Here is a 17,894-nt window from a genome sequence, read left to right as displayed (position 1 = left end):
GGGCAGGATTGGTCCGGGACGGAAATCCGGGGCGGCGACAACGCGCGCCCGGCCGACCCGCGTTTTCCGCCCGCCGATCCGTAACTCCTGCGAGGGGTGCGCCGCCGCGCGCCCCGCGCTGACGTCGACGGGCCGGTGCGGCCCGCGGAGAAGGGGGCCCCGTGGAGGCGGACGAGCTGCTGATGCTCGTGGCGGACGGTGACCAGAAGGCCTTCGAGGACCTGTACGCACTGGTCTCCGGCCCGGTGTTCGGACTAGTACGGCGCGTGGTGCGCGACCCGGCCCAGTCGGAGGAGGTGGCGCAGGAGGTGCTGCTCGAACTCTGGCGGTCCGCCGCGCGGTTCGACCCGCGCCGGGGGAGCGCCCTGTCCTGGATCCTCACGGTCGCCCACCGCCGCGCCGTCGACCGGGTCCGCAGCGCCCGCGCGGCCGGCGAACGCGAGCAACGTGAGGCCCGGCGCGCTCACCACCCGGCCTTCGACCAGGTGTCCGAGGAGGTCGAGGCGGGTCTCGAACGCGAGTGGGTACGCCGCTGCCTGGACCGGCTGACCGCCCTGCAGCGCCAGTCGGTCACCCTCGCCTACTACGACGGCTACACCTACCGGGAGGTGGCCGAGCGCCTCTCCCTCCCCCTGGGCACCGTGAAGACCCGGATGAGGGACGGCCTCACCCGCCTGCGTGACTGCCTGGGAGGCGTCGCATGAGCCTCTTCGGCCGGCTGCCGCGCCGCGGCGACCTCCACTCCCTCGCCGCCCCCTACGCCCTGGACGCCCTGGAGGGCGCCGAACGGGTCCGCTTCGAACGGCACCTGAAGGGGTGCGACCGCTGCGCCGCCGAGGTGCGGGCCCTGGCCGAGGACGCCGTCCGGCTGGCCTGGTCCACGGCCGCCCCGGCACCGGCGGCCCTGCGCGAGCGCGTCATGGCCGCCGTACGCACCACCCCGCAGGAACCCGCGCCCGGACACGGCACCGTGCCACGGCTGCCGCCGCACGTGTGGGGCGTCCGGCCGCCGCCGGAGCGCTCCCGCGCCTCCCGGCACCGTCCGCTGCTCGTGCCGTTCGCCACCGCCACGGCCGCCGCGGCCCTCGTGGTGGCCTCGCTCTTCGCCGTGCAGGCGAACCGGACGCAGGGCGAGCTGGAGACCGCGCGGGACCGGGCACGTGAGATCGCCCACGTTCTCGCGGCTCCGGACGCCCGCGCGACGTCCGGTGCGGACGCCCGGGGCCGCACCATCGCGGTGGTCGCCTCCGCCGCCGAGGGGCGCGCGGTCGTCACCCTGAGCGGATACGGCGAGCCGTCCGGCGACCGCGTGCACCAACTGTGGCTCGTACGCCCCGGCGCCGGACCGCGCTCCCTGGGGCTCCTCGACGACGACACGCCCCTGATCGCCTCCGGTCTGCAACGGTCCGCCACGTCACTGGCCGTGACCGTCGAACCCGACGGCGGCTCGGACCGGCCGACGAGCAGGCCGGTTGTCCAACTCACCCTGGAATCTGTTGGATTCGGAGAGTAATCGTCAACCCCCTTACGGGGAAGGTGAATCCTGTGACCGCGATACACGCATGCCGCACCGGGGCGATAGGGTTACCCTGCCCGGGCCGGGTGGACTCGTACGGGTGGGGAGTGACATGGAACAGATAACAGTGCGCAGCAGGGCCAGGGTCCCTGCGATCACCTGCGGGAGCAGCGCGACCAGCTCGCGTCTCGACCGCCATCTCGCGGTGCTGGGAGGGCCTGCCCTTCCACAGCGGGAGACGGTGGAGGCGACGTCGCTGATGCGTGAGCTGACCGCGCGTGAGCCCGCGCACAAGCGCAGCAGCAGGGGCGCCAGGGTGCGCCGGGTCTCGCTGTTCGCGCCGCTGCGCCGACTGCGTCGTTCGCTGTTCGGCAGCAACTGAGGCCCGCGCTCCGGCGGTCACACCGTCCCGGCGCGGCGCCGCCGCACTCGTCCGTCATCCCCACGGCACGCAGCGGCGCCCCGGTGTGCTCCCGAGCGCGGGCACGACCCCGTACGCCCGACTCCGTACGCATGACTTCGTAGGCATGACTTCGTAGGCCGACTCCGAACGTCCGTCTCGTGCGCCCGGCTCCGTACGTCCGTCCGGTGGTCCGGCCCTCTCGCCCCGTGCGTGGGCTCGCGTCCTCGTGCGTGGGCTCGGGTCCCCGTCTCCCCGCCCGGCGGTGACACCCACCCACCTCTTCAGTCGCCCCCGCGCCCGTATCGGCGTACCGGTCCGTCACGCCCCGGTGCGTGCGTGTCCTGGGCCGCCTGACGCATGCCCGTCGTGTCCAGCGTCGGCTCCGCGCGGTGAGCCGGTCGAGGACCGCCGCCGCCCGCGCCAGCGCGTCGCCTTCCGCGACACCGCCCTCCGCGCCGCAGGCCTACAGCAGCGCCAGCTGCCCCTCCGGCCCCTCCTCCCGGCCGTCCAGGACGGAGGCCGGCCGGCGGGCCGCCGACGGCACCGGAAGCACGCCCGCCGCGCGCAGTTCGGCCGCCGTGATCTCCGCCGTCACCGTGAGCTCCCGGCACCGCGGCCGGACCTCGGCGAGCAGCGCGAGGACCGTGATCAGCTCCAGCAGCTCGGACGTCCAGGCCTGCGGCCAGCCGGCCGGGCGGATCGCCCCGAGGGTCCCCGGCTCGCCCTCCGTGGTGCGGGCCGCGAACCACTGCTCCAGCACCCGCACCCCGCCCGCCTCGAAGTCCCAGGCACCGGGCGGCACGGGGGAGACCCGGCCCTCGTCCAGGTAGAGGGCCTCCTCGTCCCGGTCGTAGCGCAGGGTCAGCGGGCGCGCGGGCAGCGGGGCCCGGACGTACGGGCGACGGCCGCCGGGCAGCTTCGGGCGCTCGCCGTCGCGGCGCATCAGCCACAGGGCGCGCCGGCCCAGACCGACGCCGTACTCCCACAGTGCCGGATCCGCGGTGAGCGGGACCCGGGAGCCCTCCCGTACCGCCGCCACCGTCCAGGCCAGGACGTCCAGCGGGTCGGGACGCCGGCCGAGCCGGGCGGCCAGGTGGTCGAGGAGGCCGGGGGGCAGGTTCGGTTCCGTGCCGCCGGGGCGGCGGAACAGCGGACGGACCCGGGCGCCGCCGAGCAGCGGCAGCCGGGAGGTCGCCAGGAGCAGCGGAGGGCCGCCGGCCTCAGCGGTCTCCGTCACGAAGACCTGCCGCTCGTCCGCCACCCGCCACAACTCCGGACGGGCCGCGTCGATCAGCCGGTGGTCGGGGATCAGCCACTGCTCGTCGAAGGGCGCACGCAGCACGCGGACGGGCTGCGGGCAGGGCCCGCCGGCGCGCAGCAGCTTCTCCGTGCCGCCGGACGCGCCCGGCAGCCGGCCGACCGCCGTGTGCAGGGTGCGGGAACGCGTCGGCTCCAGCAGGGCCTCGCGGTCGGGGCCCTCCGCCTTCATCAGGGCGTCCCAACGGGCCTTCAGGGATGCCGGGTCGGGAGCCGCCGGCCACCCCCGGCCGAGCCGCGGCGGTGCGACGGACCACGGCATGAGGTCCGCCAGCGGCGGAGCGTCGTCGTGCGTCACGCTGGGCATCGTACGACGGGGCACCCGGGCCTCAGGTGGCGTCCAGGGTGACCGTGAAGGAGAAGCGGTCGCCCCGGTACTGGATGACGGCCACGTCCAGCACCCGTCCCGCGGTGTCGTAGGTGATACCGGTGTAGTGCAGGATCGGGCTGAGCAGCGGGACGTCGAGCAGCCGGGCCGTCTCCGGGTCCGCGAGCCGGGCCTCGACGGTGTCCGTGATCCGGCTGATGTCCATGCCCACCACGTCCCGCAGCACCTTGGTCATCGGCCAGCGGGCCAGATCGTCCGGGTCGACGCGGGCGGCGACCTCGGGGCGGACGTAGTTGCGGGCGTGGTTGGTGGGCTCGCCCGTCTTCTCGTCGCAGCGCAGCCGGTGGTACGTCGCCGTCTCGGCCAGATCCGGGAAGTGCTCGGCCAGTTCGGCCGGGACCGGGCCGGTGCCGTGGGCCAGCAGCTCGGTCTTCATGCCGGACTGCTGGGCCACGATCGCGTCCACCGAGCCCAGCAGCCGCACCGGGGCGCCCCGCCTGGCGTGCGGCTCGATGAACGTGCCGCGCCTGCGGTGCCGGGTGATCAGCCCCTCGTCCTCCAGCTCCTTCAGGGCCTGCCGCATGGTCAGCACGCTCACCCCGTAGTGGCCCGCCAACTGCTCCTCGGTGGGCAGGCGCAGCGGGTCCCGCGGCGAGCGGCCGAGTATCGAGGCGCGCAGCGACTGCGACACCTGGTACCACAGCGGCAGCTTGCGGTTCAGGACGATGGAGTCCGGGGCGAAGGAGGTCACGGGCCATCCGTACCGGTAGGCATTCCTCAGTGCAAGGGGCGGAAGTGAGGCTCCATGCCCCGCCAGACGTCGTCGTAGCGCGGTTGCAGGTGCTCGGCGCGGGCCGCCTGGGGCGTGAGGGTCACCGGCCACCGCGTCTCGAACATGAACGCCAGGCCGTCGTCGATCCGCTGCGGCTTCAGTTCGGCGGCGCTGGCCCGGTCGAAGGTCTCCCGGTCCGGTCCGTGCGCCGACATCATGTTGTGCAGCGAACCGCCGCCCGGGACGAAGCCCTCCGCCTTCGCGTCGTAGGCCCCCTCGATCAGTCCCATGTACTCGCTCATCACGTTCCGGTGGAAGTACGGCGGCCGGAAGGTGTCCTCGCCCACCAGCCAGCGCGGCGCGAAGACCACGAAGTCCACGCCGGCGAGCCCCGGGGTGTCCGACGGGGACGTGAGCACCGTGAAGATCGACGGGTCCGGGTGGTCGTACGAGATGGTGCCGAGGACGTTGAAACGGCGCAGGTCGTAGACGTACGGCACGTGGTTGCCGTGCCAGGCGACCACGTCGAGCGGGGAGTGGTCGTACAGGGCGGTCCAGAGGTTGCCGCAGAACTTGTTGACCACCTCCACCGGGCCCGTCGTGTGCTCGTCGTCCTCGTAGGCCGCGACCGGTGCCTTGAAGTCCCGGGCGTTCGCCAGGCCGTTGGCGCCGATCGGACCGAGGTCGGGGAGGCGGAAGGGGGCGCCGTAGTTCTCGCAGACGTAGCCGCGGGCGTCCTCGTCGAGGAGTTCCACCCGGAAGCGCACCCCGCGCGGGATCAGCGCCACGTGGCCCGGCTCGGCGTGCAGCAGCCCGAACTCGGTGCGCAGCAGCAGACCGCCGCGCTCCGGGACGATCAGCAGCTCTCCGTCCGCGTCGCTGAACACGCGCTCCATGGAGGCCGTCGCGTGGTACAGGTGCACGGCCATGCCGGTGCGCTGGGTGACGTCGCCGTTGCCGCCGAGCGTCCACAGGCCCGCCAGGAAGTCCGTGCCGGCCTCGGGTGCGGGCAGCGGGTTCCAGCGCAGGCGGTTCGGGTCGGGCACGGACTGGGTGAAGGGCGCCGTACGGATCGCGCCGTTGCCCGTGCGGGTGAAGGCCGGGTGCGCGGCCGACGGGCGGATGCGGTACAGCCACGAACGCCGGTTGTCCGCCCTGGGCTCCGTGAACGCGGTGCCGCTCAACTGCTCCGCGTACAGCCCGAGGGGTGCCCGCTGGGGCGAGTTCCGGCCCTCCGGCAGCGCGCCCGGAACGGCCTGCGAGCTGTGCTCGTTGCCGAAGCCGGTCAGATAGGCCAGCCCCTCCGCGGTCTTCCGCGCGTCCCCGCTCATCGATCGCTCCCTCGCCACCCGATTCCTATGGGACACCGTAGGATTGCGGTTTCCCGTGCGCAAGAGGGCGCACGGGTCCTTCCGGGCCGACGCGGGCCGATACGGGTCCCTCTCGAGGAGGATGTCCGGAACCGGACCCCAGGGGGATCCGCCGGGTCGGACCGGTGTTCTAGTCTCCCGTCATGTCGTGGACGCGGGGAGTGCTCACCGTGCTCGCGGTCTGTGTCCTGCTGCTGACCGGATCCGTGGGCTGCGGCTCCGGTGGTGCGGGCGAACCGGAGGCCCGGGCTTCGGCCACCCCGGCGGGCAGACTGCTCGACACCACCGACGAGGAGGGCCGGCGCTACCGGGAGGTGGACGGAGCGCAGGCGCCCGAGGTCGGCATCGAGGTGCAGCCCGAGAGCGACGACGGCTGGGACGTACGCCTGACCGTCCGCGGCTTCAGGTTCTCGCCGCCCGGTACGGAGGCGAAGGCGGTGGCCGGCCGCGGCGTCGCCCACCTCTTCCTCGACGGCGACCTCGTCACCCGCCTGCGCGGCCCGGAGCACCGCCTCGCCGCCGGCCTCGTCCCGCGCGGCACACACCAGGTCACGGTCCGCCTGTACGCCGACGACGGCACCGTCTGGGCCGTCGACGGCGAGCCCGTCGAGAGCACGGCGGACATCACGGCCTCGGGCGCGGAGCCCACGGAGGCGACGGAGCCGGAGAAGATCGAGGAACAGGGCCGGCCCGCACGCGCGGTGGTCCGGTGAGCGCCGGGGGGCGGGTCCCGCGCGCGTGGGCGGCGGCCCGGTGAGTGCCGGGGCGCGGGCTCTTTCCGGACGGGCGGTGGCCCGATGAGTGTCGGGGCGTGGCTTCTCGGTATGCGCGGTGGTCCGGTGAGCGCCGGGGGACGGGTCCGCTCCGCACGCGCGGCGGTCCGGTGAGCGCCGGGGGACGGGTCCGCTCCGCACGCGCGGTGGCCCGGTGAGCGCCGGGGGACGGGTCCGCTCCGCAGGCGCGGCGGCCCGGTGAACGGAGGCGTCGGCCCGCACCGTACTGAAGGTCACAGTTCACCGGACCCCGGCGGAAGGGCATCATGAGACCCGTGTCCCACGCGACCTCGCTCCGCCGGGCCCCCGTGCAGCGGCGCAGCGCCGAACGGCTGACCCGGATCCTCGACGCCTGCGCCGACCTCCTCGACGAGGTCGGCTACGACGCCCTGAGCACCCGGGCCGTCGCCCTGCGCGCGGACGTCCCCATCGGCTCGGTGTACCGCTTCTTCGGCAACAAGCGGCAGATGGTGGACGCGCTCGCCCAGCGCAACCTCGAGCGCTACGCGGAGCGCGTCACCGAACGGCTGACCGAGACCGGCGACGGCGGCTGGCGCGGGGCGCTGGACGCGGTGCTCGACGAGTACCTGGCGATGAAGCGCACCGCGCCCGGCTTCTCCCTGATCGACTTCGGCAACCAGGTCCCGGTCGGCGGCCGCCACGCCGTCCCCAACCACCGGGTCGCCGACCGGCTCACCGAGCTGCTCTCCGGCTACCTCGGCCGCCGCCCCGACGACGATCTGCGCCGCGTCTTCCTCGTCGCCGTGGAGACCGCCGACTCCCTGGTCCAGCTCGCCTTCCGGGTCGCGCCGGACGGGGACGAGAAGATCATCGAGGAGGCCCGGGAACTGCTGCGGGCGTACCTGGGGCGCGTACTGGAGTGACGGGCCGGTGCCGCACGGCCTCCACGCGGGGCTCCCCAACATGCCTACCGGTCGGTATGCTCACCGCGAGGAAGCGCCGCTGCCGCCGCCCCCTGGGAGGACCCGTGTCCCGCACCGCCCTGCGTATCTGCCCCCTGTGCGAGGCCACCTGCGGCCTGGCCCTCACCATCGAGGGCACCACGGTCACCGCCGCCCGGGGCGACCGCGACGACGTCTTCAGCCGCGGGTTCATCTGCCCCAAGGGCGCGTCCTTCGGCGCCGTCGACTCCGATCCCGACCGGCTGCGCGCGCCCCTGGTGCGCAGGGACGGCGCGTTGCGCGAGGCCACCTGGGAGGAGGCCTTCGACGCGGTCGCCGCCGGTGTCCGGTCCGTCGTCGAACGACACGGCTCGCACTCCGTCGGCGTCGTCCTCGGCAACCCCAACGTGCACACCGTGGCCGGTGCCCTCTACCCGCCCGTTCTGCTCGGCGCCCTCGGCACCCGCAGCCTCTTCACCGCCTCCACGGTCGACCAGATGCCCAAGCACGTCTCCAGCGGGCTGCTCTTCGGCGACGCCAACGCCATCCCGGTGCCCGACCTGGACCGCACCGACCACCTCCTGCTCATCGGGGCCAACCCGCTGGAGTCCAACGGCAGTCTGTGCACCGCGCCCGACTTCCCCGGCCGCCTCAAGGCGCTCAGGGCCCGCGGCGGCACCCTCACCGTCATCGACCCGCGCCGCACCCGCACCGCGAAGCTCGCCGACCGGCACGTGGCGATCCGCCCCGGCACCGACGCGCTGCTGCTCGCCGCGATGGCCCACGTGCTGTTCGAAGAGGGCCTGGTGGCACTCGGCGAGCTCGCCCCGCACGTCGAGGGCCTGGACGAACTCGCCGCCTCGGTGCGGGACTTCACGCCGGAGGCCGTCGCCGCGGCCTGTGACGTGGACGCCGGCGTGACGCGCGCCCTCGCCCGTGAACTCGCCGCGGCCCCCACCGCCGCCGTCTACGGCCGCATCGGCAGCTGCACCGTCCCGCACGGCACCCTCGCCAGCTGGCTCGTGGACGTCCTCAACGTCCTCACCGGCAACCTGGACCGGCCCGGCGGTGCCCTCTTCCCGCAGGCGGCCACCGACCGGACGCCCCGCCCCGCCGGGCCGGGCCGGGGCTTCGCGCTCGGGCGCTGGCGCTCCCGGGTGAGCGGGCATCCGGAGGCCAAGGGCGAGCTGCCGCTGTCCGCCCTCGCCGAGGAGATCGACACCGCCACCGACGAGGGCGAGCCGGTCCGCGCCCTGATCACCGTCGCCGCCAACCCCGTCCTGTCGGCACCGGACGGCGACCGGCTCGACAAGGCGCTGGGCTCACTCGACTTCATGGTCAGCGTCGACCCCTACCTGAACGAGACCTCGCGCCACGCCCACGTCGTCCTGCCGCCGCCCCCGCCGGCCCAGAGCCCGCACCACGACTTCGCCTTCAACACCCTCGCCGTACGCAACCAGGTCCGCTACACCCGGCCCGCCGTCCCGCTGGAGCCCGGACGCCTGGCCGAGACCGAGATCCTGGCCCGGCTGACCCTGGCCGCCACCGGCATGCACGGGACCGACCCGGCCGCCGTCGACGCGATGGTGATCGAGCAGACCCTCGGCCGGTCCGTCCGCGACCCGCACTCACCCGTGCACGGACGCGACCCCGGCGAACTGACCGCACGGCTCACCGGCGAGAACGGCCCCGAACGACGGCTGGACATGATGTTGCGCCTGGGCCCCTACGGCGACGGCTTCGGCGTACGCCCGGACGGGCTGTCCCTCCGGCGGCTGCTCGACCACCCGCACGGCATCGACCTCGGGCCGCTGCGCCCGCGGCTGCCGCAGCCGCTGAAGACCCGCAGCGGCAGGGTGGAGTTGCTGCCGGGGCCGATCGCCGACGACCTGCCGCGGCTGCGGCGGGCCCTGGCCGAGCGCCCCGACGGGCTCGTCCTCGTCGGCCGCCGCCACCTGCGGTCCAACAACAGCTGGATGCACAACGTCCCGGCCCTCACCGGCGGCTCCAACCGCTGCACGCTGCACCTCCACCCCGACGACGCCGCACGGCTCGGCGTGCGCACCGGGGAGGACGTGCGCGTGAAGGGCGCCGGCGGGGAGGTGACCGCTCCCGCCGAGGTCACCGACGCGGTCCGGCCGGGCGTGGTCAGCCTCCCGCACGGCTGGGGGCACGACCGGCCGGGCACCCGTCTGACCCATGCCGCCACCGATCCCGGCGTCAACGTCAACCAGCTCCTCGACGGCAGCGTGCTCGACCCGCTCTCGGGCAACGCGGTCCTCAACTGTGTACCCGTCGAGGTCGGCCCGGTGATCTGAGCAAAGCTGTGACCTGGAGTTTTGCGCTTATTGCTCGCGTGTCAACGTCTTGTTAACGCGCGTACACGGCACCTAACGTCGCTCGCACCGCCTGCCCCGGTGGGATGTTCAAGGGCGAACGTTAGGTACTCATTCATGCTGACCATCCTCGGCTTCGCCATGATCGCGACCTTCCTGGTCCTGATCATGATGAAGAAGATGTCGCCGATCGCGGCGCTCGTGCTGATCCCCGCGCTGTTCTGCGTGTTCGTCGGCAAGGGCGCCCACCTCGGTGACTACGTCATCGACGGCGTGTCCAGCCTCGCCCCCACCGCGGCGATGCTCATGTTCGCGATCGTCTACTTCGGGGTGATGATCGACGTCGGACTCTTCGACCCGATCGTCCGGGCCATCCTGAAGTTCTGCAAGGCCGACCCGATGCGGATCGTCGTCGGCACGGCCCTGCTCGCCGCGATCGTCTCGCTGGACGGCGACGGCTCCACCACCTTCATGATCACGGTCTCGGCGATGTACCCGCTGTACAAGCGCCTGAAGATGAGCCTGGTCGTGATGACCGGTGTCGCGGCCATGGCCAACGGTGTGATGAACACGCTGCCCTGGGGCGGGCCCACCGCCCGCGCCGCCACCGCGCTGAAGGTCGACGCCACCGACATCTTCGTCCCGATGATCCCGGCCCTGGCCGTCGGTCTGCTCGCGGTCGTCGTCCTCGCGTACGTGCTCGGCCTGCGCGAGCGCCGGCGCGTGGGCACGCTGACGCTGGACGAGGCGCTGGTGCGGGAGCCGGAGAGCGAGACGGTGCTGGTCGGCGCCGGGGCGGGGGGCCGTACGGGTGCGAGCGCGGCTTCGAGCACGGGTGCCGGGGCCGGTGCCGGTGCGGAGAAGGCGTCCGCGGGCGCCGGGGACTCGCGTGACCCCGCCGCGGAGGGCGACGCCTCCGACGACGACTTCCAGGGCCTCGACCCGAACCGGGCCACCCTGCGTCCCAAGCTCTACTGGTTCAACGCGCTGCTCACGGTCGCGCTGCTCAGCGCCATGATCATGGAGCTGCTGCCGATCCCGGTGCTCTTCCTGCTCGGCGCCGCGCTCGCGCTCACCGTCAACTTCCCGCACATCCCCGACCAGAAGGCCCGGATCGCGGCCCACGCCGACAACGTCCTCAACGTCTCCGGCATGGTCTTCGCCGCCGCCGTCTTCACCGGCGTCCTCACCGGCACCGGCATGGTCGACCACATGGCCAACTGGCTGGTGGACACCATCCCCGAGGGCATGGGCCCGCACATGGGCCTGGTCACCGGTCTGCTGAGCCTGCCGCTCACCTACTTCATGTCGAACGACGGCTTCTACTTCGGTGTCCTGCCCGTGCTCGCCGAGGCCGGCCAGGCGCACGGGGTGTCGACCCTGGAGATCGCCCGCGCCTCGATCGTCGGCCAGCCGCTGCACATGTCCAGCCCGCTCGTCCCGGCCGTGTACGTCCTGGTCGGCATGGCCAAGGTCGAGTTCGGCGACCACACGCGGTTCGTGGTGAAGTGGGCGGTCCTGACGAGCCTGGTCATTCTCGCGGCGGGCATCCTGTTCGGCATCATCTGATCATCGGGCCGGCTCCCGGGGACTCGCCCCGGGGCCGGTTGTGGGGACACGGCAGTCCGGGAAGGACACGATCATGGCGCCCGGTGGGAACCGCGGCTGGCTGCTCCGCCTCGTCATCGCCTTCGGCTTCGCGCAGGGGGCCGTGTCGATGGCCCGGCCCGCCGTCTCCTACCGGGCCCTCGCACTGGGCGCGGACGAGCGGGCGATCGGCGTCATCGCCGGTGTCTACGCGCTGCTGCCGCTGTTCGCCGCCGTCCCGCTCGGCCGCCGCACCGACCACGGCCGCTGCGCGCCGCTGCTGCCCGTCGGCGTGGTGCTCATCGCCGGCGGCTGCGCGCTGAGCGGCGTCGCGGGCTCGCTGTGGGCGATGGCCCTGTGGAGCGGCGTCATGGGCCTCGGCCACCTCTGCTTCGTCATCGGCGCCCAGTCGCTGGTCGCCCGCCAGTCCGCGCCGCACGAACAGGACCGCAACTTCGGCCACTTCACGATCGGCGCCTCGCTCGGGCAGCTGATCGGCCCCGTCGCGGCGGGCGCGCTGATCGGCGGCCACGACATGGCCGGCAGCAGCGCCCTGGCCCTGGTGGTGGCCGGCGCGGGTGCGGCGGTCGCCTTCACCTCGCTGTGGCGCATAGAGCACCGCACGGCCGCCGGGTCCCGTCCGGACCAGGGCGCGCGCGTGCCCGTGGGGAGCATCCTGCGGGCCCGGGGCGTGCCCGCGGGCATCCTGATCAGCCTGTCCGTGCTCTCCGCGACGGACATCCTCACCGCCTACCTGCCGGTGGTCGGCGAGCACCGGGGCATCTCCCCGGCCCTGATCGGCGTCCTGCTCAGCCTGCGCGCGGCGGCCACGATCGCCTGCCGGCTGGTGCTGACGCCCCTGCTGCGGCTGCTCGGCCGCACCGCCCTGCTCACGGTCACCTGTCTGCTGGCCGCCCTGCTGTGCGCCGGTGTCGCGCTGCCCGTGCCGGTGTGGGGGCTCGCGCTGATGCTGGTCGTGCTGGGGTTCTGCCTCGGCGTCGGCCAGCCGCTGTCCATGACCACGGTCGTGCAGGCGGCCCCCGAGGGAGCCCGCTCCACCGCCCTCGCCCTGCGGCTGACCGGCAACCGCCTCGGCCAGGTCGCCGCACCCGCCGCGGCCGGTCTGATCGCCGGTGCCGCGGGTGTGGCGGCGCCGTTCGTGATGCTCGGGGCCCTGCTGCTCCTGTCCTCGGGCATCGCCCTGCGCTCCCCGTCCGGCCGGCCGGGGGACGCGTCGCCCGCGGGGGAGGCCGCGCCCCGCAGCCGCCGCTCACCGCGCCGCACGGCCCGCTGACGGCTCGGGTGCGCCCGCCCACCGCCCGGGCCGCCGCACGCCCCTCGGTGGGCGGCCCGGGCGCCGCTCACCGCGCCGCACGGCCCACTGACGGAGCGGAGGCGCCCCGCCCGCACCGCCCCGGGCCCCCGCACGCCCTGCCGTGGCGGCCCGGTGGCTGAATTCGGCCGTCCGCTTTCTCAGCAGATGGACGCCGGCACCGAGTTTGGGTCCGGTGTCTTCCCCCGCCCGCGCACATTCCGTTAACTTCCGTGACTCACACGCCCCGTACGACCCGCACGAGGGCGTCCGACCGCGGAGCACCAGCGCTCAGTGAGTCCCCGGGGGCACCTGCCATGACACGCGCCATCTCCCTGCACGACGTGAGCAAGACCTACGCGCGAGGCGTCCGCGTGGTGGACCGGCTGTCGCTGGACATCGCGCCCGGCGAGTTCCTCGTCCTGCTCGGCCCCTCCGGCTGCGGCAAGTCCACCGTGCTGCGCATGATCGCCGGCCTGGAGGAGATCAGCCACGGCGAACTGCTGCTGGACGGCGAGTACGCCAACGACCTGCTGCCCTCCGCGCGGAGCATGGCGATGGTCTTCCAGAACTTCGCCCTCTACCCCAACATGACGACCCGCGGGAACATCGGCTTCCCGCTGCGGGTCGAGGCCCCGCAGGCCGACCACGGACCCCGCGTGGACGCCACCGCCCGCATGCTGGGCATCGAGGACCTCCTCGACCGCTTCCCCGCCCAGCTCTCCGGCGGCGAACGCCAGCGCGTCGCCATGGGCCGGGCCATCGCCCGCCACCCCACCGCCTTCCTGATGGACGAGCCGCTGTCCAACCTCGACGCCAAGCTCCGCAACCACCTGCGCGCCGAGATCACCAAACTGACCCGGGAACTGGGCGTCACCACCCTCTACGTCACCCACGACCAGTCGGAGGCCATGTCCCTCGGCGACCGCGTCGCCGTCCTGCGCGGAGGCGTGCTCCAGCAGGTGGACAGCCCGCGCGCGGTGTACGCGCTCCCGCGCAACGTCTTCGTCGCCGCCTTCATCGGCACCCCGCGCATCAACCTGCTGCGCGGCGTCGTGCGCGCCCCGCTGGACGGCGCGATGACCATCAGCCTGGGCAAGCAGTTCCTGCGCCTGCCGGAACCGCTCTCCCTGGACCACCAGTTGCTCCGCGTCCAGCAGGGCCGCGAGGTCATCGTCGGTCTGCGCTCGGAGGCCGTGAGGATCGCGAAGCCCTCCGCCGCCCGCCCCGGCGAGGTGCTGCTCACCGGCCTGGTGGAACACGTCGAGTTCCAGGGGCACGAGGTCCTCGTGCACTTCGACACCGGCTCGCGGCCGGCCGTCGTGCCCGATCTGGAGGCGCCGCGCCCCCTCACCCGGCCGGCCCGGCGCCGCCGCCGCGACGGCACGGTCCTGCACCGGCTGAAGGAGCGGGCGGACGCCCTGCGCGCCGGACCGGTGGTGGTCATGGACGAACCGGAGGAGCCCGGCCCCGCGGTGGCCCCGCCCGACGGGCGCCTGCCCGGCGACCTGATCGTCCGGACCACCCCCGACATCGACCTGCGCCACGGCATGCAGGTCCCCCTCCTCGTCGACCTCGCGCACCTGTTCGTCTTCGACCAGCACGGCGAACGGATCTGTCCCGCCCCCGCCCGGCTGCCGGACCTGGAGGAGTGAGCCTCGCGAGAAGCGGCCCTTCCGGGAGGGTGACCCGCGCCACCATGGTGGCCGCCCCTGGTGCCGTAAAACTATCGGCGCTAGTTTGGGGCCGGACGACGAGGCCCGCCCGGAAGGAACGCGATGAAGGCACATGACGGCATGTACATCGACGGAGCCTGGCGGCCCGCAGACGGACGGGAGACGATCGACGTCGTGAACCCGGCCGACGAGCAGGTGATCGGCAAGGTCCCGGCCGGCAACGCCCTGGACGTCGACACCGCCGTACGGGCCGCCCGTGCCGCCCTGCCGGGCTGGGCCGCGACCCCGCCCGCCGAGCGGGCCGCGCGCCTGGCCGCCCTGCGGGACGTGCTGGTCGCCCGCAAGGACGAGATCGCGGAGACGGTCACCGCCGAGCTCGGCTCCCCGCTGAAGTTCTCGCAGGCCGTGCACGCCGGCGCGCCGATCGCCGTCGCGGGCTCCTACGCCGAGCTGGCGGCCACGTACGCCTTCGAGGAGAAGGTCGGCAACTCCGTCGTCCACCACGAACCGATCGGCGTGGTCGGCGCCATCACCCCCTGGAACTACCCCCTGCACCAGATCGTCGCCAAGGTCGCCCCGGCGCTCGCGGCCGGCTGCACCGTCGTGCTGAAGCCCGCCGAGGACACCCCCCTGACCGCCCAGCTCTTCGCGGAGGCCGTGCACGAGGCCGGCGTACCGGCGGGCGTCTTCAACCTGGTCACCGGCCTCGGTCCGGTCGCCGGGCAGGCCCTCGCCGAGCACCCGGGTGTCGACCTGGTCTCCTTCACCGGCTCCACGGCCGTGGGCCGGCGGATCGGCGCCCTCGCCGGCGCCGCCGTCAAGAAGGTCGCCCTCGAACTCGGCGGCAAGTCCGCCAACGTCATCCTGCCGAGCGCCGACCTGGCCAAGGCCGTCAACGTGGGCGTCGCCAACGTCATGTCCAACTCCGGCCAGACGTGCAGCGCCTGGACCCGGATGCTGGTCCACCGCGACCAGTACGACGAGGCCGTGGAGCTGGCCGCCGAGGCCGCCGCGAAGTACGGCGACCGGATCGGCCCGGTCGTCAACGCCAAGCAGCAGGAGCGGGTGCGCGGGTACATCGACAAGGGTGTCGCCGAGGGCGCGCGCCTCGTCGCGGGCGGCCCCGAAGCCCCGCGCGAGCAGGGGTACTTCGTCAGCCCGACGGTCTTCGCCGACGTGACCGAGGAGATGACCGTCGCCCAGGAGGAGATCTTCGGCCCCGTCCTGACCATCCTCCGCTACGAGGACGAGGACGACGCCCTGCGGATCGCCAACGGCACGGTGTACGGCCTCGCCGGCGCCGTCTGGGCCGGGGACGAGGCCGAGGCGGTCGCCTTCGCCCGCCGCATGGACACCGGCCAGGTCGACATCAACGGCGGGCGGTTCAACCCGCTGGCGCCCTTCGGCGGCTACAAGCAGTCCGGCGTGGGCCGCGAGCTGGGCTCGCACGGCCTGGCCGAGTACCTCCAGACCAAGTCCCTCCAGTTCTAGCTCCAGGGGAGTTGCCCACGTCATGGCCGTCCGTACCGCTGTCCGCGCCGCCGTCGTACCCGCCGTAGGCTCCCCGCTGGAGGTCACCGGGATCGAGCTGCCCGAGCCCGGCCCCGGCCAGGTCCACGTGAAGCTCGCCGCCGCCGGCGTCTGCCACTCCGACCTGTCCCTGTCCAACGGCACCATGCGGGTGCCGGTCCCCGCCGTCCTCGGCCACGAGGGCGCCGGCACGGTCCTCGCCGTCGGCGACGGCGTCACCCACGTCGCCCCCGGCGACGACGTCGTCCTCAACTGGGCCCCGTCCTGCGGCGCCTGCCACGCCTGCTCGCTCGGCGAGGTCTGGCTGTGCGCGGACGCCCTGTCCGGCGCGGCGAACGTGCACGCCCGCCGCGCCGACGACGGCACCGACCTGCACCCCGGGCTGAACGTCGCCGCCTTCGCCGAGGAGACGGTGGTCTCCGCGTCCTGCGTCCTGCCCGTCCCCGACGGCATCCCCCTCACCGACGCGGCCCTGCTCGGCTGCGCCGTCCTCACCGGGTACGGCGCCGTCCACCACTCGGCCAAGGTCCGGGAGGGCGAGACCGTCGCGGTGTTCGGCGTCGGGGGAGTGGGGCTCGCCGCGCTGCAGTCGGCCCGTATCGCGGGCGCCTCGAAGATCGTCGCCGTCGACGTGTCCCCGGAGAAGGAGGAGCTGGCCCGCTCCGCCGGCGCCACCGACTACCTCGTCGCCGGCGAGAACACCGCCCGCGAGATCCGTGCCCTCACCGGCAGGCAGGGCGTCGACGTCGCCGTCGAGTGCGTGGGCCGGGCCGTCACCATCCGCACCGCCTGGGAATCCACCCGGCGCGGGGGCCGCACCACGGTCGTCGGCATCGGCGGCAAGGACCAGCAGGTCACCTTCAACGCCCTGGAGATCTTCCACTGGGGCCGCACCCTCACCGGCTGCGTCTACGGCAACGCCGACCCCGTCCGGGACCTCCCCGTCCTGGCCGAGCACGTCCGCGCGGGGCGGCTGGACCTCGGCGCCCTGGTGACGGAGCGGATCGCGCTGGACGGCATCCCGGCGGCCTTCGAGAACATGCTGGCGGGCAAGGGAGGGCGGGCGCTGGTGGTGTTCTAGACCCGCCCGCCGTCCCTCGCGTGCGGCTCCGCGGCCCCCTCGGGCTCCGGAGCCGCCGCGCCCTTCCGGGAGCGCGACACCGCCACGCCCGCCAGGCACAGCGCGCCGCCCGCCAGCGTGAGCAGCCCCGGCACCTCACCCAGCGCCAGCCAGGACATCAGGACGACGAGGGCGGGCACCGCGTACGTGGTCGCGCCCATGCGGCCGGCCGTCGTACGGGCCAGGGCGTACGCCCACGTCGTGAACGCCAGGGCGGTCGGGAAGACGCCCAGGTACACCATGTTGAGGGTCGCGGAGAGGGGCGCGTCGGCCGCGTCCCGCACCAGCTGCCCCGTGAACGGCAGGCAGAGCACCGCGCCGACCAGGCACCCGAACGTCGTCACCTGGAGCGCGCTCGCGTGTCCCAGCGCGGGCTTCTGGGCGACGACCCCGCCCGCGTACGCCACGGCGGCCAGCAGGCACAGCACCACGCCGAACAGGGAGGACCCGCCCTCGCCGGACATCGACAGGCCTACGGTCACCGCCCCGGCGAACGACACCGCCATCCCCGCCAGCAGTCGCGGCGGCAGCGCGTCCCCGAGCAGCCGGGCGCCGAGCAGGGCGATGAGGATCGGTCCGACGTTCACCACCAGGGCGGCCGTACCGGCGTCCACCTGCTGCTCGCCCCAGTTCAGGACGACCATGTAGAAGCCGAACCACAGCAGTCCTGATATGGCGATCCCCCGCCAGGCGGCCCGCGGTGGCAGCCCCTCCCGGCGCAGCAGGCAGATCACGCCGAGCGCCAGGACGCCCGAGAGCAGCCGGCCGAGCGCCAGCGCGCCCGGGGCGTAGGCCTCACCCGCGCTGCGGATGGAGACGAAGGCGGAGGCCCACAGCACGACGGTGGCGGTGGCGGCGCCGGCCGCGAGCAGCTGCGGGCGGCGGGAGGCGGCGTGCGGGGCGGTACTCATCATGCTCCTGAGGCTAGGAAGGGAGGGGTGCGACGACCGGC

15 protein-coding genes are annotated in these 17,894 nt (G+C 74.0%); 11 read left to right on the top strand and 4 right to left on the bottom strand.

Features of this window, described 5'->3' with window-relative positions; genetic code table 11:
• The first annotated feature begins 161 nt into the window (after positions 1 to 161).
• From SAM23877_RS08280 to SAM23877_RS08270, 3 genes are all read left to right on the top strand, one after another.
• Positions 162 to 704 carry a sigma-70 family RNA polymerase sigma factor gene (locus tag SAM23877_RS08280; RefSeq protein WP_053128435.1) on the top strand — a complete coding sequence of 181 codons (543 nt, stop codon included), beginning with the start codon at positions 162 to 164 and terminating at the stop codon, positions 702 to 704.
• Positions 701 to 1,513 (top strand): anti-sigma factor, encoded by an 813-nt coding sequence (locus SAM23877_RS08275; protein ID WP_053128433.1) that lies wholly within the window; start codon positions 701 to 703, stop codon positions 1,511 to 1,513. The genes SAM23877_RS08280 and SAM23877_RS08275 overlap by 4 nt, the downstream gene beginning before the upstream one ends.
• 115 nt (positions 1,514 to 1,628) lie before the next feature.
• On the top strand, positions 1,629 to 1,898 hold the full coding sequence (locus tag SAM23877_RS08270; protein ID WP_053128431.1) for a hypothetical protein: 270 nt from the start codon (positions 1,629 to 1,631) through the stop codon (positions 1,896 to 1,898).
• Between the two features lie 484 nt (positions 1,899 to 2,382).
• On the opposite strand, the gene SAM23877_RS08265 is transcribed toward SAM23877_RS08270, so the two are convergent.
• Genes SAM23877_RS08265 through hmgA form a run of 3 tightly spaced genes read right to left on the bottom strand, consistent with a single transcriptional unit; the run spans position 2,383 to position 5,667 of the window.
• Positions 2,383 to 3,543, bottom strand: a complete 1,161-nt coding sequence (locus SAM23877_RS08265) for a type ISP restriction/modification enzyme (RefSeq protein ID WP_053128430.1) — start codon at positions 3,541 to 3,543, stop codon at positions 2,383 to 2,385.
• 22 nt (positions 3,544 to 3,565) lie between these two features.
• On the bottom strand, positions 3,566 to 4,315 hold the full coding sequence (locus SAM23877_RS08260; RefSeq protein WP_053128429.1) for a GntR family transcriptional regulator: 750 nt from the start codon (positions 4,313 to 4,315) through the stop codon (positions 3,566 to 3,568).
• Between the two features lie 26 nt (positions 4,316 to 4,341).
• A complete protein-coding gene (gene hmgA / locus SAM23877_RS08255; RefSeq protein ID WP_053128428.1) occupies positions 4,342 to 5,667 on the bottom strand; it encodes a homogentisate 1,2-dioxygenase in 1,326 nt (441 codons plus the stop codon).
• 182 nt (positions 5,668 to 5,849) lie between these two features.
• Between hmgA and SAM23877_RS08250 the strand changes: the two genes are divergently transcribed.
• The 8 genes from SAM23877_RS08250 (at position 5,850) to SAM23877_RS08215 (ending at position 16,903) form a co-directional block, all read left to right on the top strand.
• Positions 5,850 to 6,419 (top strand): hypothetical protein, encoded by a 570-nt coding sequence (locus SAM23877_RS08250; RefSeq protein ID WP_053128427.1) that lies wholly within the window; start codon positions 5,850 to 5,852, stop codon positions 6,417 to 6,419.
• Between the two features lie 326 nt (positions 6,420 to 6,745).
• Positions 6,746 to 7,363 (top strand): TetR/AcrR family transcriptional regulator, encoded by a 618-nt coding sequence (locus SAM23877_RS08245; protein ID WP_053128426.1) that lies wholly within the window; start codon positions 6,746 to 6,748, stop codon positions 7,361 to 7,363.
• A gap of 104 nt (positions 7,364 to 7,467) precedes the next feature.
• On the top strand, positions 7,468 to 9,699 hold the full coding sequence (locus SAM23877_RS08240; RefSeq protein WP_053128425.1) for a molybdopterin-dependent oxidoreductase: 2,232 nt from the start codon (positions 7,468 to 7,470) through the stop codon (positions 9,697 to 9,699).
• A 135-nt stretch (positions 9,700 to 9,834) separates the two neighbouring features.
• On the top strand, positions 9,835 to 11,286 hold the full coding sequence (locus SAM23877_RS08235) for a CitMHS family transporter (RefSeq protein WP_053128424.1): 1,452 nt from the start codon (positions 9,835 to 9,837) through the stop codon (positions 11,284 to 11,286).
• A gap of 73 nt (positions 11,287 to 11,359) precedes the next feature.
• Positions 11,360 to 12,598, top strand: a complete 1,239-nt coding sequence (locus SAM23877_RS08230) for an MFS transporter (protein WP_053128423.1) — start codon at positions 11,360 to 11,362, stop codon at positions 12,596 to 12,598.
• 335 nt (positions 12,599 to 12,933) lie between these two features.
• Entirely contained in the window at positions 12,934 to 14,271 is a 1,338-nt protein-coding gene (locus SAM23877_RS08225) for an ABC transporter ATP-binding protein (RefSeq protein ID WP_053128418.1), read from the top strand.
• Between the two features lie 123 nt (positions 14,272 to 14,394).
• A complete protein-coding gene (locus tag SAM23877_RS08220) occupies positions 14,395 to 15,783 on the top strand; it encodes an aldehyde dehydrogenase family protein (protein ID WP_053128415.1) in 1,389 nt (462 codons plus the stop codon).
• A gap of 22 nt (positions 15,784 to 15,805) precedes the next feature.
• Positions 15,806 to 16,903, top strand: coding sequence for a Zn-dependent alcohol dehydrogenase (locus SAM23877_RS08215; protein ID WP_053128413.1), 1,098 nt, complete (start codon positions 15,806 to 15,808; stop codon positions 16,901 to 16,903).
• On the opposite strand, the gene SAM23877_RS08210 is transcribed toward SAM23877_RS08215, so the two are convergent.
• Entirely contained in the window at positions 16,900 to 17,853 is a 954-nt protein-coding gene (locus SAM23877_RS08210) for a DMT family transporter (protein ID WP_162492143.1), read from the bottom strand. The genes SAM23877_RS08215 and SAM23877_RS08210 overlap by 4 nt on opposite strands.
• Between the last annotated feature and the right edge of the window lie 41 nt (positions 17,854 to 17,894).

This window comes from Streptomyces ambofaciens ATCC 23877 (assembly GCF_001267885.1).
In the GTDB taxonomy this organism is placed as follows: Bacteria; Actinomycetota; Actinomycetes; order Streptomycetales; family Streptomycetaceae; genus Streptomyces; species Streptomyces ambofaciens.
This window is presented reverse-complemented; position numbering and strand designations above follow the sequence as displayed.

What these genes read in the sequence shown, in the direction of transcription:
- SAM23877_RS08245 (WP_053128426.1), top strand. Translation starts at nt 6,746, where the DNA reads ATGAGACCCGTGTCCCACGCGACCTCGCTCCGCCGGGCCCCCGTGCAG.
- SAM23877_RS08225 (WP_053128418.1), top strand. Translation starts at nt 12,934, where the DNA reads ATGACACGCGCCATCTCCCTGCACGACGTGAGCAAGACCTACGCGCGA.
- SAM23877_RS08235 (WP_053128424.1), top strand. Translation starts at nt 9,835, where the DNA reads ATGCTGACCATCCTCGGCTTCGCCATGATCGCGACCTTCCTGGTCCTG.
- SAM23877_RS08250 (WP_053128427.1), top strand. Translation starts at nt 5,850, where the DNA reads ATGTCGTGGACGCGGGGAGTGCTCACCGTGCTCGCGGTCTGTGTCCTG.
- SAM23877_RS08265 (WP_053128430.1), bottom strand. Translation starts at nt 3,543, where the DNA reads ATGCCCAGCGTGACGCACGACGACGCTCCGCCGCTGGCGGACCTCATG.
- hmgA (WP_053128428.1), bottom strand. Translation starts at nt 5,667, where the DNA reads ATGAGCGGGGACGCGCGGAAGACCGCGGAGGGGCTGGCCTATCTGACC.
- SAM23877_RS08210 (WP_162492143.1), bottom strand. Translation starts at nt 17,853, where the DNA reads ATGAGTACCGCCCCGCACGCCGCCTCCCGCCGCCCGCAGCTGCTCGCG.
- SAM23877_RS08230 (WP_053128423.1), top strand. Translation starts at nt 11,360, where the DNA reads ATGGCGCCCGGTGGGAACCGCGGCTGGCTGCTCCGCCTCGTCATCGCC.
- SAM23877_RS08215 (WP_053128413.1), top strand. Translation starts at nt 15,806, where the DNA reads ATGGCCGTCCGTACCGCTGTCCGCGCCGCCGTCGTACCCGCCGTAGGC.
- SAM23877_RS08220 (WP_053128415.1), top strand. Translation starts at nt 14,395, where the DNA reads ATGAAGGCACATGACGGCATGTACATCGACGGAGCCTGGCGGCCCGCA.
- SAM23877_RS08275 (WP_053128433.1), top strand. Translation starts at nt 701, where the DNA reads ATGAGCCTCTTCGGCCGGCTGCCGCGCCGCGGCGACCTCCACTCCCTC.
- SAM23877_RS08270 (WP_053128431.1), top strand. Translation starts at nt 1,629, where the DNA reads ATGGAACAGATAACAGTGCGCAGCAGGGCCAGGGTCCCTGCGATCACC.